Source organism: Variovorax sp. J22P240, from assembly GCF_030316855.1.
In the GTDB taxonomy this organism is placed as follows: domain Bacteria; phylum Pseudomonadota; class Gammaproteobacteria; order Burkholderiales; family Burkholderiaceae_C; genus Variovorax.
Genome location: NZ_JASZYR010000001.1, coordinates 324,082 through 338,667 on the forward strand (window position 1 = coordinate 324,082; position 14,586 = coordinate 338,667).

Sequence of the window (14,586 nt, forward strand, 5' to 3'; positions counted from 1 at the left end):
CCTCAAGGGCGGGAGACACGATATGGCAACAGTGGAAATCAAGGTGCCGGACATCGGCGACTTCGACGAAGTCGCGGTGATCGAGGTTCTGGTGAAGGTGGGCGACACGGTGAAGGCCGAGCAGTCGCTGATCACGGTGGAGTCGGACAAGGCCTCGATGGAGATTCCGTCGAGCCAGGCCGGCGTCGTGAAGGAACTCAAGGTCGAGGTCGGCAGCAAGGTCAAGGAGGGTTCGGTCGTGCTGGTGCTTGAAGGCGAGGGCGCGGCTGCGCCCACTGCGGCACCGGCGGCGGCTCCGGCCTCCGCGACGGCGGCGCCCGCTCCGGCATCTGCACCGGCTGCAGCCGCACCTGCCGCAGCCGCCGGTCCGATCGAAGTGAAGGTACCCGACATTGGCGACTTCAAGGACGTCGCGGTGATCGAGGTCCTCGTGAAGCCTGGCGATGCGATCAAGCAGGAGCAGTCGCTGATCACGGTCGAGTCGGACAAGGCGTCGATGGAGATTCCGTCTTCCGCGGCCGGCGTGCTCAAGGAGCTCAAGGTCAAGGTGGGCGACACGGTCAACATCGGAGACTTGATCGCGATCATCGAGGGATCCGGCGGTGCTGCTGCGGCACCCGCCGCCGCTTCGGCAACGGCACAGGCCGCCGCGGCCCCCACATCGGCCAGCGCCTCTGCGCCGGCCCCAGAGTCCGTACCCTCTGCTGCTGTGCCTGCGCACGATCCGACTGTCGCGCCGTCCGGAAAGCTGCCGCATGCATCGCCCTCGGTGCGCAAGTTCGCCCGCGATCTCGGCGTGCCGCTCGAAGAGGTGAAGGGCAGCGGCCCCAAGGGCCGCATCACCCAGGAAGACATCCAGAACTTCACCAAGGCCGTGATGAGCGGCGCGGCGAGCACCAAGGCTTCGGGCGCCAAGGCACCCGCAGGCGGAGGCAGCGGCGAAGCGCTGGGCCTGCTGCCGTGGCCCAAGGTCGACTTCACCAAGTTCGGCACGGTCGAGCGCAAGGACCTGTCGCGTATCAAGAAGATCAGCGGCGCCAACCTGCACCGCAACTGGGTGATGATCCCGCACGTCACGAACAACGACGAAGCAGATATCACCGAGCTCGAAGCCTTCCGCGTGTCCACCAACAAGGAGAACGAGAAGTCGGGCATCAAGGTCACGATGCTGGCCTTCGTGATCAAGGCCATGGTCTCGGCGCTGAAGAAGTTCCCCGATTTCAACACCAGCATGGACGGCGACCAGCTCGTCTACAAGCAGTACTACAACATCGGCTTCGCGGCGGACACGCCGAACGGGCTGGTGGTGCCGGTGCTCAAGGACGCCGACAAGAAGGGCGTGCTGCAGATCAGCCAGGAAATGGGGGAGCTCGCCAAGAAGGCGCGCGACGGCAAGCTCGGCTCGGCCGACATGCAAGGCGGCTGCATCTCGATCAGCTCGCTCGGTGGCATCGGCGGCACGCACTTCACGCCGATCATCAACGCGCCCGAGGTGGCGATCCTCGGTCTCTCCAAGGGCGCGACGAAGCCGGTATGGGATGGCAAGGCCTTCCAGCCGCGCCTGATGCTGCCGCTGTCGCTGTCATACGACCATCGCGTGATCGACGGCGCGTCTGCGGCCCGGTTCAATGCCTACCTGGGTCAGGTCCTCGCCGACTTCCGCCGCGTTCTTCTATGACAACCGTCGTGGCCGTCCGAAAAGGCGGCCAAGTCGTGATGGCAGCCGATTCCTTGGTGACCTTCGGCGACACGCGGCTGTCGCATCGTGCCGAGAAAAACCAGAAGCTGTTCATGGTCAACGACGCCGCGGGCCAGAGCATCTTTGCCGTGGCCGGCGCGGCGGCCCACTTCCTGGTGCTGCAGCATGCGCTGGCGGCGCAGCCGGCCGAGGCGCTTCGCTTCGGCAGCAAGGACGAGATCTTCCGCACCTTCACGCTGCTGCATCCGGTGCTCAAGGACTCGTTCTTCCTGCAGACCAAGGAGGACGAGCATGAGCCCTACGAGTCGAGCCAGTTCACGATGTTGCTCGCCAACGCGAGTGGCATCTATGGCATCTACAGCTATCGCGAAGTCTTCGAGTTCAAGCAGTTCTGGAGCATCGGCTCCGGCCGCAGCTTTGCACTCGGCGCGATGCATGCAGCCTATGACAAGGCGCGCTCGGCGCGCGACGTGGCCGAGGCCGGCGTGGTCGCGGCCTGCGAATTCGATCGAAACTCGGCCGGACCGGTCGACGTTCTCACACTCAAACTGAAGGTGTCCAAATGAGCGAAGTACAAGTCAAAGTGCCGGACATCGGCGATTTCGATGAAGTTGCGGTGATCGAGGTTCTCGTAAAGCCCGGCGACACCGTGAAGGCGGAGCAGTCGCTGATCACGGTGGAGTCGGACAAGGCCTCGATGGAGATCCCCTCATCGCACGCGGGCGTGGTCAAGTCGGTGGCCGTGAAGGTCGGCGACAAGGTCAGCGAGGGGTCTGTGGTGTTGACGCTGGATGCAGCCGAAGGCGCCGCTGCTGCGCCGGCACCCGCGCCGGCCGCCTCCCCATCCGCCGCACCGGCGCCGAAGGAGGCGTCGGCACCGACTGCACCGGCACCGGCGTCTGCGGTGGCATCGACCTACGCGGGCTCGGTGGACGTCGAATGCGATCTGCTGGTGCTGGGCGCCGGCCCTGGTGGCTATTCCGCGGCCTTCCGCGCGGCCGACCTCGGCCTCAAGGTCGTGCTGGTCGAGCGTTACGCGACGTTGGGCGGCGTCTGCCTCAACGTCGGGTGCATTCCCTCCAAGGCGCTGTTGCATGTCGCGGCGGTGATCGACGAGGTCAAGCACTTCGCCGACTTGGGGGTGAGCTACGGCGAACCCACCGTGGATCGCGCCAAACTGCTCGGCCGCAAGAACAAGGTGGTCGGCAAGCTGACCGGCGGCCTGGCCGCCATGGCGAAGATGCGCAAGGTGACGACGGTGCGCGGTGTCGGCGAGTTCGTCGATCCGTACCACGTCAAGGTGCAGGAGACCACGGGCGACGGCAAGGACGTGACCGGCAAGGCGCAGACCGTCAAGTTCCGCCATTGCGTGATCGCGGCGGGCTCGCAGGCGGTGCAGTTGCCCTTCATGCCGAAGGATCCCCGCGTCGTCGATTCCACCGGAGCACTTGAACTCGGCGTCGACCCAAAGCGCATGCTGATCCTCGGCGGCGGCATCATCGGGCTCGAAATGGGCTCGGTGTATTCCACGCTGGGCGCGAGGCTCGACGTCGTCGAGATGCTCGACGGGCTGATGCAGGGCGCGGACCGCGACCTCGTCAAGGTCTGGCAGAAGCTCAACGCACCGCGCTTCGACAACATCATGCTGAAGACCAAGACCGTCGGCGCCGAAGCCACGAAGGAAGGCATCCGCGTGACCTTCGAAGGCGAGCAGGCTCCGAAGGAACCGCAGGTCTACGATCTGGTGCTGCAGGCCGTCGGCCGCAGTCCCAATGGCAAGAAGATCGGCGCCGAGAAGGCAGGGGTGAACGTGAGCGATCGCGGCTTCATTCCCGTCGACATCCAGATGCGCACCAATGTGCCGCACATCTTTGCGGTCGGCGACATCGTCGGTCAGCCGATGCTGGAGCACAAGGCGGTGCACGAAGCGCATGTAGCGGCAGAGGTGATTGCCGGCGAACAGAAGGGCGACAAGGAACTCGCAAGCGCAGCCTTCAATGCCCGCGTGATTCCGAGCGTCGCCTACACCGATCCGGAAGTGGCGTGGGTCGGCCTCACCGAGGACCAGGCCAAGGCCGAGGGCGTGAAGATCCACAAGGGTCTGTTCCCGTGGACGGCTTCGGGCCGCGCCATCGCGAACGGTCGCGACGAGGGCTTCACCAAGCTCCTGTTCGACGAGGAAACGCATCGCATCGTCGGTGGCGGCATTGTCGGGACGCACGCTGGCGACATGATCGGCGAGATCGCGCTCGCCATCGAGATGGGGGCCGACGCCATCGATATCGGCAAGACCATTCATCCGCACCCGACCTTGGGTGAGAGCATCGGCCTGGCGGCGGAAGCGGCGCACGGCAGTTGCACGGACTTGCCGCCAGTCAAAAAACGCTAAGGCAAATGACGAAAAAAATCCCGCCGGCGGCGGGATTTTTCGTTGGGGCGCCGCCGGATCAGTCGCCCGAGGTCTTGAGAAGGTCGTCCTGGGACGAGACCACGCGGCGCGCCCCGCTGAAGCGACGCTGCCAGTAGCTGCCGCTCATGTCTTCCACGCGCACCTGGGCGCCAGGCTTGGGGGAATGGATGAACTTGCCTTCGCCGACATAGATGCCGACATGGCTGAATGCGCGGCGCATGGTGTTGAAGAACACCAGGTCGCCGGGCTTCAAGTCGTGGCGGTCGATCTTCTGGGTAGCGGCGGCCTGTTCTTCGGCGCGGCGGGGGAGCAGGTGGCCGACGGTCTGGTTGTACATTGCGCGGACGAAACCGCTGCAGTCGAAGCCCGTCTCGACGGTGTTGCCGCCGCGGCGGTAGGGAACGCCGAGGAAGCCAATCGCCGTGACGACGAGGTCGGAAGTGCGGTCCACCATGGTCTGCCGAACCTGATGCAGCTGGCCCATCAGACTCTTGTCGACGACCATCATCTCGTTGTTGTCGTCCGCCCGATCAAGTTGCGGCGCGGCGTGAGCGGCGGTCGCAAGCAGGAGGGCGGCGGTGAGCATTAAAAATCGCATGGCGCGTAGGATATGGACGACACCATGGAGTGTCAATTTCATGTGAGTTCGGGATTTTGCACGTAACTGCTTGTCAGAGATGAGATTTTTTCACCTTCTCACAATCAAAAATGTAAAGGTTTCGATTATTGGCAATAAGTTCTTTCGCTCGTGTAATGCGAAAGGCTTGGAATTTCGCCGGAATGACCAAACGATTGCAAGTCCAGACGCATCGAAGGAGCCGAATGCCCTCACAATTTGTAACTGTTCGTCGATGGACATCACGCCTGCTTTGCCTGGCTGCGGCGAGTGCTGGGATGGCGACTGCGGCGCCCCGGACCGAGGTCGTTGCTTCAGGACTTGAGAACCCCTGGGGCGTAGGCTTTCTTCCGGGCGGACGCTTCCTAGTGACCGAAAAAGCCGGTCGCATTCGCGTCGTCGGGGTCGATGGCAAAGTGGGCGCGCCGGTCGCCGGACTGCCCGCCATCGCTGCGGGCGGGCAGGGCGGTCTGCTGGACGTGATCGCCGATAGCGCGTTCGAGGCCAACCGCACGTTCTATTTCTGCTACTCGGAGCCCGATGCGGCCGGAATGGGCAATAGCACGGCGCTGGCACGAGCCCAGTTGTCGGCCGATGGAAGCCGCATCGAAGGCCTGAAGGTGATATTCAGCCAGCAGCCCAAGGTCGCGAGCCGCAATCATTTCGGCTGCCGCATAGTCGAGGCCAAGGACGGTTCGCTGTTCCTCACGCTGGGCGACCGCTTCAGCCGCAAGGAAGACGCCCAGAAGCTCGACAACCATCTGGGCAAGATCGTGCGCCTAGGCAAGGACGGCTCGGTTCCGAAGGACAACCCCTTCGTCGGGAAGGCGGGTGCACTGCCCGAAATCTGGAGCTACGGGCACCGCAACGGGCAGGGCGCCACGCTGGCGCCGGATGGAAAGCTCTGGATGCACGAGCATGGCCCGCAGGGCGGTGACGAAATCAACATTCCGCAGGCCGGCCGCAATCATGGATGGCCGGTGATCACCTTCGGTGAGAACTACGGCGGCGGCAGGATCGGCGACGGGATCACGCAGAAGGAAGGAATGGAGCAGCCGCTGCACTACTGGGTGCCTTCCATCGCGCCGTCGGGGATGGCCTTCCTGACCAGCGATCGCTACGGCGCGGGCTGGAAGGGGAATCTCTTTGTGGGATCGCTCAAGTTCGGCTATCTCGACCGAATTGAGCTGAAGGGTGGCAAGGTCGTGGCCGAGCACAAGCTGCTGGAAGACGGCCGAGCGCGCATCCGCGACGTAAAGCAGGGGCCGGACGGCTTGCTTTACGTGCTGACGGACGAATCCAACGGCAAGCTCCTTCGTCTCTTGCCTGAATGAAATGAAGCTTTCGGTGGTACGGTCTGGCCTCTCCTCTCTCCAGTTACTCGCGAAAGACGTTTTCCCATGCTGCTCGATGCATCGCAATCCCAGTTGGTTCTGGTCGACTATCAGGCGCGCCTGATGCCATCGATCTTCGAGGCGGACGCCGTGACGAAGAATGCGGTGCGCCTCGGCAAGATCGCCAAGCTGATGCAGGTACCGGTCTGGGGCACCGAGGAAAACCCGTCGAAGCTGGGCGAGAACCTTCCCGACATCCGTGTCCTGTGCCAGCGCACGCTCGCCAAGATGCATTTCAGCGCCGCGGAAGAAGGCCTTGGCGAATGGCTGCGCGTGCCGGCCAAGGCGCCTCAGGGCAATGCCCGCAGTCTCCCCAAGCACCTCCAGAAGCCGGCAGCGGCCGAAGAGCGCAACATGATCGTCATGGCCGGCTGCGAGGCGCACGTGTGCCTGATGCAGACGGCGCTCGATCTGCTCGAGGACGAGTTCGAAGTCTGGGTCGTCACGGATGCCTGCAGCTCGCGCACCGAGCGCAACCGGGACGCGGCCTTCGATCGGCTGGCGGGTGCCGGCGCGGAACTGGTGACCACCGAGATGGTAGGCTTCGAGTGGCTTCGCACGGCGGAGCATCCCCGTTTCGATGAAGTGCTGGCGTTGGTCAAATAGCTGCTGGCGGCCCGCGAAAACCGGGCCGGTGCCCTATTTCTGAAGCCGGCGGTAGGCGCTGAAGTGTCGAATGGCCTCGCGCCGATGACCCAGGTGGTCATGCAATCGGGCGGCGTTGAAATGCGCATCACCGACGGTCGAATCGATCTCGAGGCATCGCTCGTAACTCTCGAGCGCATCATGCAGGCGTCCCAGGTCTTCCAGTGCCACCGCACGATTGAAATGCAGCAGCGCCACACTCGGTCGCAGGCCCAACGCAGCGTCATAGAGGGCTGCGGCTTCTTCGTGGCGCCCCGTCTCGCAGAGGATCGCGCCCAGATTCAGGTAGGCATCTGAAAAATCCGGCGCAATGGCTACGGCCTTCCGGTAGGCCGCTTCAGCGGCCTGCATATCCCGCGTTTCGAGTTCTTCAGCCTGCGTGAACCATGCGTCCGCGGATGCTTGAACCGATTGCGGCGGGTTTGCGTCTTCGCTCTGCAGATGCTCCACGAACGCCACCGAGCCTCGTGCGGCCGCAACCTCGAAGTCCATGAGCAACTGGCCCGACTCTGCCTCCCACTGGCTGTCGCGTTCGCGCACGGCGATCGTGCTGCCCACGGCCGTGATCCGCAAGCCGGTCAAGGGCAATTCCGCGGGCAACGTGGCTTTCAGCCGCTGCAGCGCGCGCAGGATCTTGCGCGTCGGGATGTCGGCGGCCTGGAGTTCGTGAGCGGTACGCAGCAGAACGACATCGCGAAAGGAAAACCGGTACTCGTTGCGCGGTCCTCGCGCAGGATGGACGAAGCCGTTCGCGATCAACCCCGAGATCGCACTCCGGGAGAGGCCGAGCATTTCCTGGAGGCTGCGCAGGGTGTGGGGCGCCTGCACCTTGACGTCGGTCACTTCCTCAAGCGCGCGGCGGCCGGGGCTGCGGTCGTCGTCTTGGCAGGGGCGCGCTTCACGCCCTTGCGTTCCTTCGAAGCGAGCGGTGTCACGACTTCAGCGGCAGGCGTACGCGGCGTCGCCGGGCGTTTCGTACCGCCGGCACCTGCGCGAACCAGGCTGGCGCGCAGCATTTCGGTGAGGTCGATGATCTGGCCGCTGCCCGGCGCTGTTTCACGCTCTTCCACCGCAACCACCTGCTTGCCCGCGATCTTCGCGTCGATGGCCTCGAGAATCCGCTTCTTCTCCTCGTCGACGAACTGCGCGGGGTCGTAGCTGTCCTGGGATATCTGGTCGATGAGCTGCAGCGCGAGTTGCACTTCCGCGTCCGATGGCTTGATCTCCTCGATCTCCAGATCCTTGAGCGAACGGACCTCGTCGGCGTAGAGAAGCTGCTGCAGCACCAGGCCGTCCTCGGCGGCTCGGACCTGCACGACGTATTGCTTGCCTTTCCAGGCCCATTTCGCGAGCGCGCACCGGCCGCTCTTGCGCATGGCCGCGCGCAGCAGGGTGTAGGGCTTGGCGCCGCGCTTGTCGGGCGCTATGAAGTACGCCTTGTCGTAATAGATCGGGTCGACGGCCTTTTCCGGAATGAAGGCGACGATGTCGATCGTATGGGTCGTGCTTTCCTCGACGGCCTTCAATTCGTCGGGGGTGAAGAGGACGTAGCGGTCCTTCTCGAATTCATAGCCCTTGACCATTTCGGAGCGGGGCACCACGACCGACTGATCCTTCTCCGAGACGTATTGCTGCTTCACGCGCGAGCCGTCCTTGGCCAGGAGATTGAATCTGACCGCTCCGGAGCTTTCGGTCGCGGAGTACAGCTTGACCGGGATGGAAACCAACCCGAAGCTCAGCGATAGCGAGGCGATCGAACGTGCAGCCATGAAACCTCCAAGGAGGTATTCAGCACCTCCCCGGCCGGAGAATGCCACTTTCCTGGACGCTCGGCCAGAGGGGGACGCAACTTCAGCAGTCGCGACGGATAGGCATACAGCGATTTTCAGTCCATGTTTTCTCTCTCGTCACTCACGCGGCGTCCTTCCCTTGATGGCATTGGCGTTCGTCATGTTTGCGGCACTTCGGGATTGGGCAGGAAGTCGAGCCCGACACGCGACAGCACTTCGCGCAGGCGGCCCAGCGTCTTCGGTCCAATGGCGACTTCTTTCAGCAACTCCTGCTCGCTGATCGCGGAGAGATCCTCGATGCAGAAGATGCTGAGTTCCTTGAGCGCATCCCGCGCACTCGCGCGCACGGAGATCTCGTCGATCGGCGTTTCGGGGCTCAACTGGATCGGCATGTTGAATCGCTGCGCGCCTCTGGGGCGCCAGTTGAAGGACTGGAATTCGAAGGTCGAGTCCTCGGGGATCAGGCGTTCGCGCAGTGCTGCCGCGTGCTGGCGCTTGGCTTCATGAATGGCGCTCCGGAGGGCCCCGAGACAGGGGAGCAGTTCGTCGTCGGGCAACTGGGCGAGGTCATCAACGGATTGGATCATGCAAGACATAACTTGGACTTTCATCAATACGTGCGCCGTCGGACGTGGCTGCGGGCCACTTCTTCAACGCCGGAAATACGAGGATGGGGTTCGAGGCGCGGAGCGCCTCAATGGCATGCACGTTGCTGCTCCGGTCGTCGGAGCCGGGTGATGCCAATCGGGAAAGTGCTTTCCCAGTGAAACCGCAGTGCGACGTGTCGCGAAACTTTGACCGGAGACTCCGAAAACCGCATGCCTGCTTGCTCTTTGATTGCCGATTCGACGGCGACGCCTAAGTATTGGGAGTCTGCTGCAGGAAGTCCATGCCGCGCATGGATGAAGGTTATGCGCGTAGCGAATGTCCGTCTTTCACCTTGAGTTCGAGGCTTTGCATGACCTGGTCGCGAAACCAGATGTGGGCCGCGTGGCGGTGTGTTCGGTCGTGCCAGGAGATGTAGACATCGAACGCCGGCACGACCACTGGCAATGCCAGTTCGGCAAGCCCGAAGCGATCGCGAAAACGCGACGCCAGCGACAGGGGCAGGAGCGCCACCATGTCCGATTTCTCCAGCAGGTGAGGTGCAGTGAGGTAGTTCGGAGTGACGTAGCGGCGCTGGCGCTGCAGCCCCTGCGCGGCCAGAGCCTGATCGACGGATTCGCCGAAGCAGTTCACGGTGTTCGGCATGATCACCACGTGTTCGAGGCCCGCGAACTCCGCCGGCGTGAGCGTCTTGCCCATGGCCCAGTGGCCGGCGCGCGCTATGCACACGATGCGATCGCGAAACAGCAGCCGGTGGCGGAGTTCGCGCAGGCTGGGCGGCAGGATGCCGACGCAGAAGTCGACATCGCCCGCCTCGAGCACCTTGTTGAACTGCGAAGGATGCACCGGGTGTCGTACCGATATCGAAATGCCCGGATACTCCGTGCCGAGATGCTGCACCAGGTGGTCGACGAAGAGGCACTCCAGATAGTCGGTGGCGACCATGCGGAACAGGTAGCGAGTGACTCTCGGGTCGAAAGCCACCGCGTTGCCGAGCAGTTCATCCATCTCCTCCAGGATCCGCTCGGCGAAGTCGCGCAATTGGAGCGCCTTGGCAGTGGGGATCAGGCCGCTGCCGCCCTTCACGAGGATCGGGTCACCCGTGACAGTACGCAACTGGCCGATCGCGCGGCTCATTGCGGGCTGGCTGATGGAGATCGCCTCCGCAGCGCGCGAGATGTGCGAGTGACAGACAAGCGCCACCAGGCATTTGAGCAAATGGAAGCTCAGTTCACCGTTGGCATTTCTTTCCTGGTGCATAGGCGGCTGTGTTCAACACGAAAACCTGAGGATACGGGCGGTTGCCTAGCCGAAGGTAAATACGTAGGCCTGTGCCCCCTCATCGAGAAATTCGATTTCGAAAAGGTGTTCCTTTGTACTCTTTGTCTGGCGAAGCAACTGATAAAGCCGCTGTACATCGATCATTCCGTTGCCTTGGGCGTCGACGTCGGAGCCGTGGTCCGATAGCGGCGGCTTGCCATCCAGGAGCACCCTGAAGCGCACGGGTTTCCCATCGGCCGATGGGCCGAGCACCAGATGCAAGTCCCGCGCATGAAAGCGATAGGCGATGCGCCCGTTGGTTCGGTTCGATATCGCGCGTTCGCGCTCCACAGTCCAGTCGCCGGCGAGCGCCCACTGGTCCGAACGCAACGAAGCGGGACGTCGGTAGACGTTGGCGCGGTCGCTTGCAATGCCGCCCGGGGAGGCGAAGTTGCGCGACCGTTCGTAGCCGAGGTAGGTCTCTTGCGAGAGCGAAGGCGAGACGTCCGGTGCGGCCTGAACGCCCGAGGCCGTCGGCGAAACCAGCCCCGATGGAACGTTGGTTCGCCCCGCCTCCGCCAGCAGTTGCTGAATGACCCGCTCTGATTCTTCGTACTGGTTTTCTCCGAATTGGTGATGGCGGATGTGACCCTGCGCATCGACGAAATAGAACGCGGGCCAGTACTGGTTGTCGAAAGCGCGCCAGATGGCAAAGTCGCTGTCGACCGCGACAGGAAAGCCGATGCCGAGATCCTCGACTGCCCGGTGAACGTTGGACGAACGCTTCTCGAATGCGAATTCCGGCGCATGCACGCCGACCACCACCAGCCCCACGTCCCTGTACTTGTCGGCCCAAGCGCGGAGGTAGGGCAGGGTCCGGAGGCAATTGATGCACGAGTAGGTCCAGAAGTCGACCAGCACCACCTTGCCGCGCAGACCTTCGGGGGTCAGCGGTGCCGAGTTGATCCATTCGGTCGCACCTGAGAACGAAGGAAGAAGGCCCTCGGTCCGCAGCGTTCGCGAGGGCGCGGGCTTGCGGGCCGCTGCCGTCAGCGTCAACTCTGTGTCTTCGAGTGTGGAGGGGGTGTCGGCCTGTGGGGGCTTCAGCGTCGGAAGTCCGATGCGATCCACGAGTGCCTGTTCCAGCGTCGACGTGGTCCTGATCGAAAGGCGGCTGAGCAAGCCGGTGTCCAGGCCCAGCGCAATCGCACCGACGCCTACCAGCACCAACGCCCCCGCCGTGCGCCGAACCCATTCGCCCGTGTGGAGCGAACGCTTCATCGCCGCAAACGCTCGTCCACCCAGCAACAGCGCGGCGGCCAGTGACGTGCAAGCGCCTGCGGCATAGGCGAGCAGCAACAGCGACGTGCCCACGCTCGCGCCATTGAGGGCTGCCCCCGTGAGGATCAAGCCGAGGATCGGCCCCGCGCAAGGTGCCCAGAGCAGGCCTGTGGCCATTCCCAGCAGCAGGGGCGTGCCGATGGAAGCGGGCGCTGTCGTCCCATTCGGCTGTGGCTCCGACAATCGAGTGCCCAAAGCGACCAGCGGTCTGGTCAGGCGGTCGGCGACTCTTGGGAAAAGTAGCGTGATGCCGAACACCGCCAACAACGCCATCGCGGCATGGCGCCCGTACTCGTTGAGCGCAACCACCCAACCTCCACCGACCGCAGCCAGCGTGGCAATGGCGGCAAAGGCCACCGCCATGCCCAGCAGCATCGGCAGACCGTGCGAGCTGAACGGGCGATCGGCACGCGCGAACACGAAGGGCAGCACCGGCAGGATGCAGGGACTCAGGACGGTGAGCACGCCGCCCACGTAGGCAATGATGAGGATGAGCATGATGTCGGGGTGATGGTGGTCCGCGGCGATCAGGTCGCGACGGGTTGAACGGTGGCCATGGTGAGCCGGGCCTCTAGCCCGCCTTCGGCGCGGTTGCACAGCTTCAGCTCCGCGCCCATTGCCACCGCGAGTTGCTGCGCGATGGCAAGCCCCAGGCCCGTGCCGCCGGTGCTGCGGTTGCGTGAGCCTTCCACGCGATGGAAGGGCTTGAGCACGGCGTCGTGCTGATCGGGCGGAATGCCCGGCCCGTTGTCGACGACGGCAACCACCCAGCGGTCCGCTTCGACGCGCACACGGACGCGCACATCGCTGCCGAACTTCAACGCGTTGTCGATGAGGTTTACGAGAATCCGCCGAAGGGCATTGGGGCGCGTCACGACCGGCACGTCGATCCGTCCCTCCAGCATCACAGGCTGGCCGGAGTCTTCGTAGTCGGCGACCATGCTTTCGAGCAGCGCGTCGGCATCGATGCGGCAGGGCGGCTCCGTCGCGCCATGGAGGGTGCGCGCGTAGGTCACGCCTTCCCGCACCAGAGCGTTCATGGCATCGAGGTCCTGCCTGAACTTGACCTGGTCCTTCCCGTTGTCCATCAGGTCGGTGCGCAGGCGCATCCGGGTGATGGGTGTCTGCAGGTCGTGTGAAATGGCCGCGAGGATTTCCACGCGCTCGGCCATGTAGCCCGCGATCCTTCGCTGCATGGCATTGAACGCGCGAGCCGCATGCACGACTTCGGTCGGCCCTTCCTCGACCAACTCGTGCGCCTTCAGGTCGGGTCCGAGCTCATCTGCCGCCGCGGCGAGCCGGGCGAGAGGCCGTGTGACCAGGCGCACCGCGAACCACGCACAGACGGCCAGCACCGCCAACTGGATCCAGAGCACCCACATGACCCAGGCGGAGACAGGGATGCCCACCCGTCGCGCATGGACGATCACCGTGCTGCCGTCCGCCAGGCGCACCTGAATCTGCAGCCCCTCGTGCGGATCGGCTGCCTGTGCCACCTTCACGACCTCGAACGGACGCAATGCGTTGACAATGGCCTCGCCAAATTCCCGTGCGACGGGTGACCCAGGCTGGGGGCCCTCCACGCTGCCGCCCAGCATGAACCGGTAGTTGCGCCGCTCGAGGCGTTCGAGCCAACCGGCGCGTTCCTCGGCAGGCAGGCGGTCCAGGATCGCGATCGAACTCGCGATATCACGCTCGATGCCGCTCATCATCAGTTCGCGAAGTGCCACGCCGCGCTCGTAGCGGATCGATGCGAAGGTCAGCAACTGTGCAATCGCCAGACCCACCACGATGATCAGCGTCACGCGTGCAAAGAGGGAGCGCGGGACCAGCCGACGCCAGTCTGCGGCGGGGGGCGGAGGGCGCGCATGGAGGCTTGCAGAAGTAGGCATGGTTGGGTTTATAGGCCCCGAACCACCCTCCAGCCGCTTCGTGTGTATTCCAGTGTGTCTGCCGGGGACGGCAACCTACACGACCATACGTACCGAGGGCGATCGCGCTATCGCGCGAGGTTCAGGTCCATGCTCTCCTTGAGCCGAACCATGTTCTCCTCGCCGACGCGGATGAGGCCACTGCGCGGCTGGTCCATGTCGATGATGATCGTGAACACCATCGCGATCAGCAGTGCGAAGAGCGCTGTCGACACGTGGCGTCGCCGGCCCGTCAGACCGTAGCCATAGGCGATGAAGCTCAGTGCGCCCAGTGCGACGGCGATCAGCAGGCTGATCACGATCTGTGGCACATGGTTGTCCAGCGCGGCGCGGCGCTTCTCGTTGGTGTTGAACATCTCGTTCAATGACTGGATGACCAGCACTCGCTCCGGCGAGGCCTGGCTGAGCGTCGCAGATGCGCCCGCCAACGCCCAGAGTCGAGACTCGATGTCCGTCGTGGCGGCGCTGGTCCTTTCGAGCTGCGTACGGTCGACGCCGGCCTGCATGAAGTCGACGCGCGCTGCGACATAGCTCTTCAGCAGGTCCGACACCTGCTCCCGCTGCGATGGCGGCAGCAACTGGGCTCGCAGATAGCTCGTGCGGATTGCATTGACCTCTTCCTGGATCAGCGTCTTGCGGGCGTCGAAACGCGAGGCCGCCATCGCGAAATTGAAGCCGAGCAGCAATGCCAGAAGTCCAAGCAATGCGGCTTGCAGTGCGCCGATGTGCGATCTGGAGGTGTCGTCGCTCCGATGCACATGGCGACGACCGAGCTGAAAGGCGATCTCCAGCGCAGCAAAGAAGGCCACCACAACGATGATGAACAGTACGGCCTCGTCCAGTCCAGCCAGCATGGGGGTCTCCTGCGAAGAGCCGCCCATTCTGCTGGATGCA

At 63.9% G+C, this 14,586-nt stretch carries 13 protein-coding genes; 5 read left to right on the top strand and 8 right to left on the bottom strand.

Annotated elements, in window-relative coordinates; all coding sequences use genetic code 11:
- Positions 1 to 22: 22 nt before the first annotated feature.
- The 3 genes from aceF to lpdA are packed head-to-tail and all read left to right on the top strand — an operon-like array spanning position 23 to position 4,088.
- Positions 23 to 1,678 carry a dihydrolipoyllysine-residue acetyltransferase gene (aceF, locus tag QTI24_RS01675; protein WP_286597899.1) on the top strand — a complete coding sequence of 552 codons (1,656 nt, stop codon included), beginning with the start codon at positions 23 to 25 and terminating at the stop codon, positions 1,676 to 1,678.
- Positions 1,675 to 2,265, top strand: coding sequence for an Ntn hydrolase family protein (locus QTI24_RS01680; RefSeq protein WP_286597900.1), 591 nt, complete (start codon positions 1,675 to 1,677; stop codon positions 2,263 to 2,265). The genes aceF and QTI24_RS01680 overlap by 4 nt, the downstream gene beginning before the upstream one ends.
- Positions 2,262 to 4,088, top strand: coding sequence for a dihydrolipoyl dehydrogenase (gene lpdA / locus QTI24_RS01685; protein ID WP_286597902.1), 1,827 nt, complete (start codon positions 2,262 to 2,264; stop codon positions 4,086 to 4,088). The genes QTI24_RS01680 and lpdA overlap by 4 nt, the downstream gene beginning before the upstream one ends.
- 58 nt (positions 4,089 to 4,146) lie before the next feature.
- Here lpdA and QTI24_RS01690 read toward each other — a convergent pair whose 3' ends face one another.
- Positions 4,147 to 4,707: a C40 family peptidase gene (locus QTI24_RS01690; RefSeq protein ID WP_286599238.1), complete on the bottom strand. Its 561-nt coding sequence runs from the start codon at positions 4,705 to 4,707 to the stop codon at positions 4,147 to 4,149.
- Between the two features lie 296 nt (positions 4,708 to 5,003).
- Here QTI24_RS01690 and QTI24_RS01695 point away from each other — a divergent pair, with 296 nt between their 5' ends.
- Together QTI24_RS01695 and QTI24_RS01700 are read left to right on the top strand one after the other, a co-directional pair.
- Entirely contained in the window at positions 5,004 to 6,059 is a 1,056-nt protein-coding gene (locus QTI24_RS01695) for a PQQ-dependent sugar dehydrogenase (RefSeq protein WP_286597904.1), read from the top strand.
- Positions 6,060 to 6,125: 66 nt separating this feature from the next.
- On the top strand, positions 6,126 to 6,725 hold the full coding sequence (locus tag QTI24_RS01700) for an isochorismatase family protein (protein ID WP_286597906.1): 600 nt from the start codon (positions 6,126 to 6,128) through the stop codon (positions 6,723 to 6,725).
- 33 nt (positions 6,726 to 6,758) lie between these two features.
- Here QTI24_RS01700 and QTI24_RS01705 read toward each other — a convergent pair whose 3' ends face one another.
- The 7 genes from QTI24_RS01705 to QTI24_RS01735 all read right to left on the bottom strand — a co-directional run bounded on the left by QTI24_RS01705 (position 6,759) and on the right by QTI24_RS01735 (position 14,546).
- Positions 6,759 to 7,607: a tetratricopeptide repeat protein gene (locus tag QTI24_RS01705; protein WP_336621871.1), complete on the bottom strand. Its 849-nt coding sequence runs from the start codon at positions 7,605 to 7,607 to the stop codon at positions 6,759 to 6,761.
- Complete coding sequence (gene ku, locus QTI24_RS01710) at positions 7,604 to 8,533, bottom strand: non-homologous end joining protein Ku (protein WP_286597908.1); 930 nt, start codon at positions 8,531 to 8,533, stop codon at positions 7,604 to 7,606. Before ku ends, QTI24_RS01705 begins: the two co-directional genes overlap by 4 nt.
- Before the next feature lie 179 nt (positions 8,534 to 8,712).
- Complete coding sequence (locus QTI24_RS01715; RefSeq protein ID WP_286597910.1) at positions 8,713 to 9,141, bottom strand: helix-hairpin-helix domain-containing protein; 429 nt, start codon at positions 9,139 to 9,141, stop codon at positions 8,713 to 8,715.
- 322 nt (positions 9,142 to 9,463) lie between these two features.
- The gene (locus tag QTI24_RS01720) at positions 9,464 to 10,420 is read right to left on the bottom strand and encodes a LysR family transcriptional regulator (protein ID WP_286597912.1); all 957 of its coding nucleotides are present in this window, start codon (positions 10,418 to 10,420) and stop codon (positions 9,464 to 9,466) included.
- 45 nt (positions 10,421 to 10,465) lie between these two features.
- Positions 10,466 to 12,259, bottom strand: coding sequence for a cytochrome c biogenesis protein DipZ (locus QTI24_RS01725; protein WP_286597913.1), 1,794 nt, complete (start codon positions 12,257 to 12,259; stop codon positions 10,466 to 10,468).
- A 29-nt stretch (positions 12,260 to 12,288) separates the two neighbouring features.
- Positions 12,289 to 13,653, bottom strand: a complete 1,365-nt coding sequence (locus QTI24_RS01730; protein WP_286597915.1) for a sensor histidine kinase — start codon at positions 13,651 to 13,653, stop codon at positions 12,289 to 12,291.
- Between the two features lie 107 nt (positions 13,654 to 13,760).
- The gene (locus QTI24_RS01735; protein ID WP_286597917.1) at positions 13,761 to 14,546 is read right to left on the bottom strand and encodes a bestrophin-like domain; all 786 of its coding nucleotides are present in this window, start codon (positions 14,544 to 14,546) and stop codon (positions 13,761 to 13,763) included.
- Positions 14,547 to 14,586 lie beyond the last annotated feature (40 nt).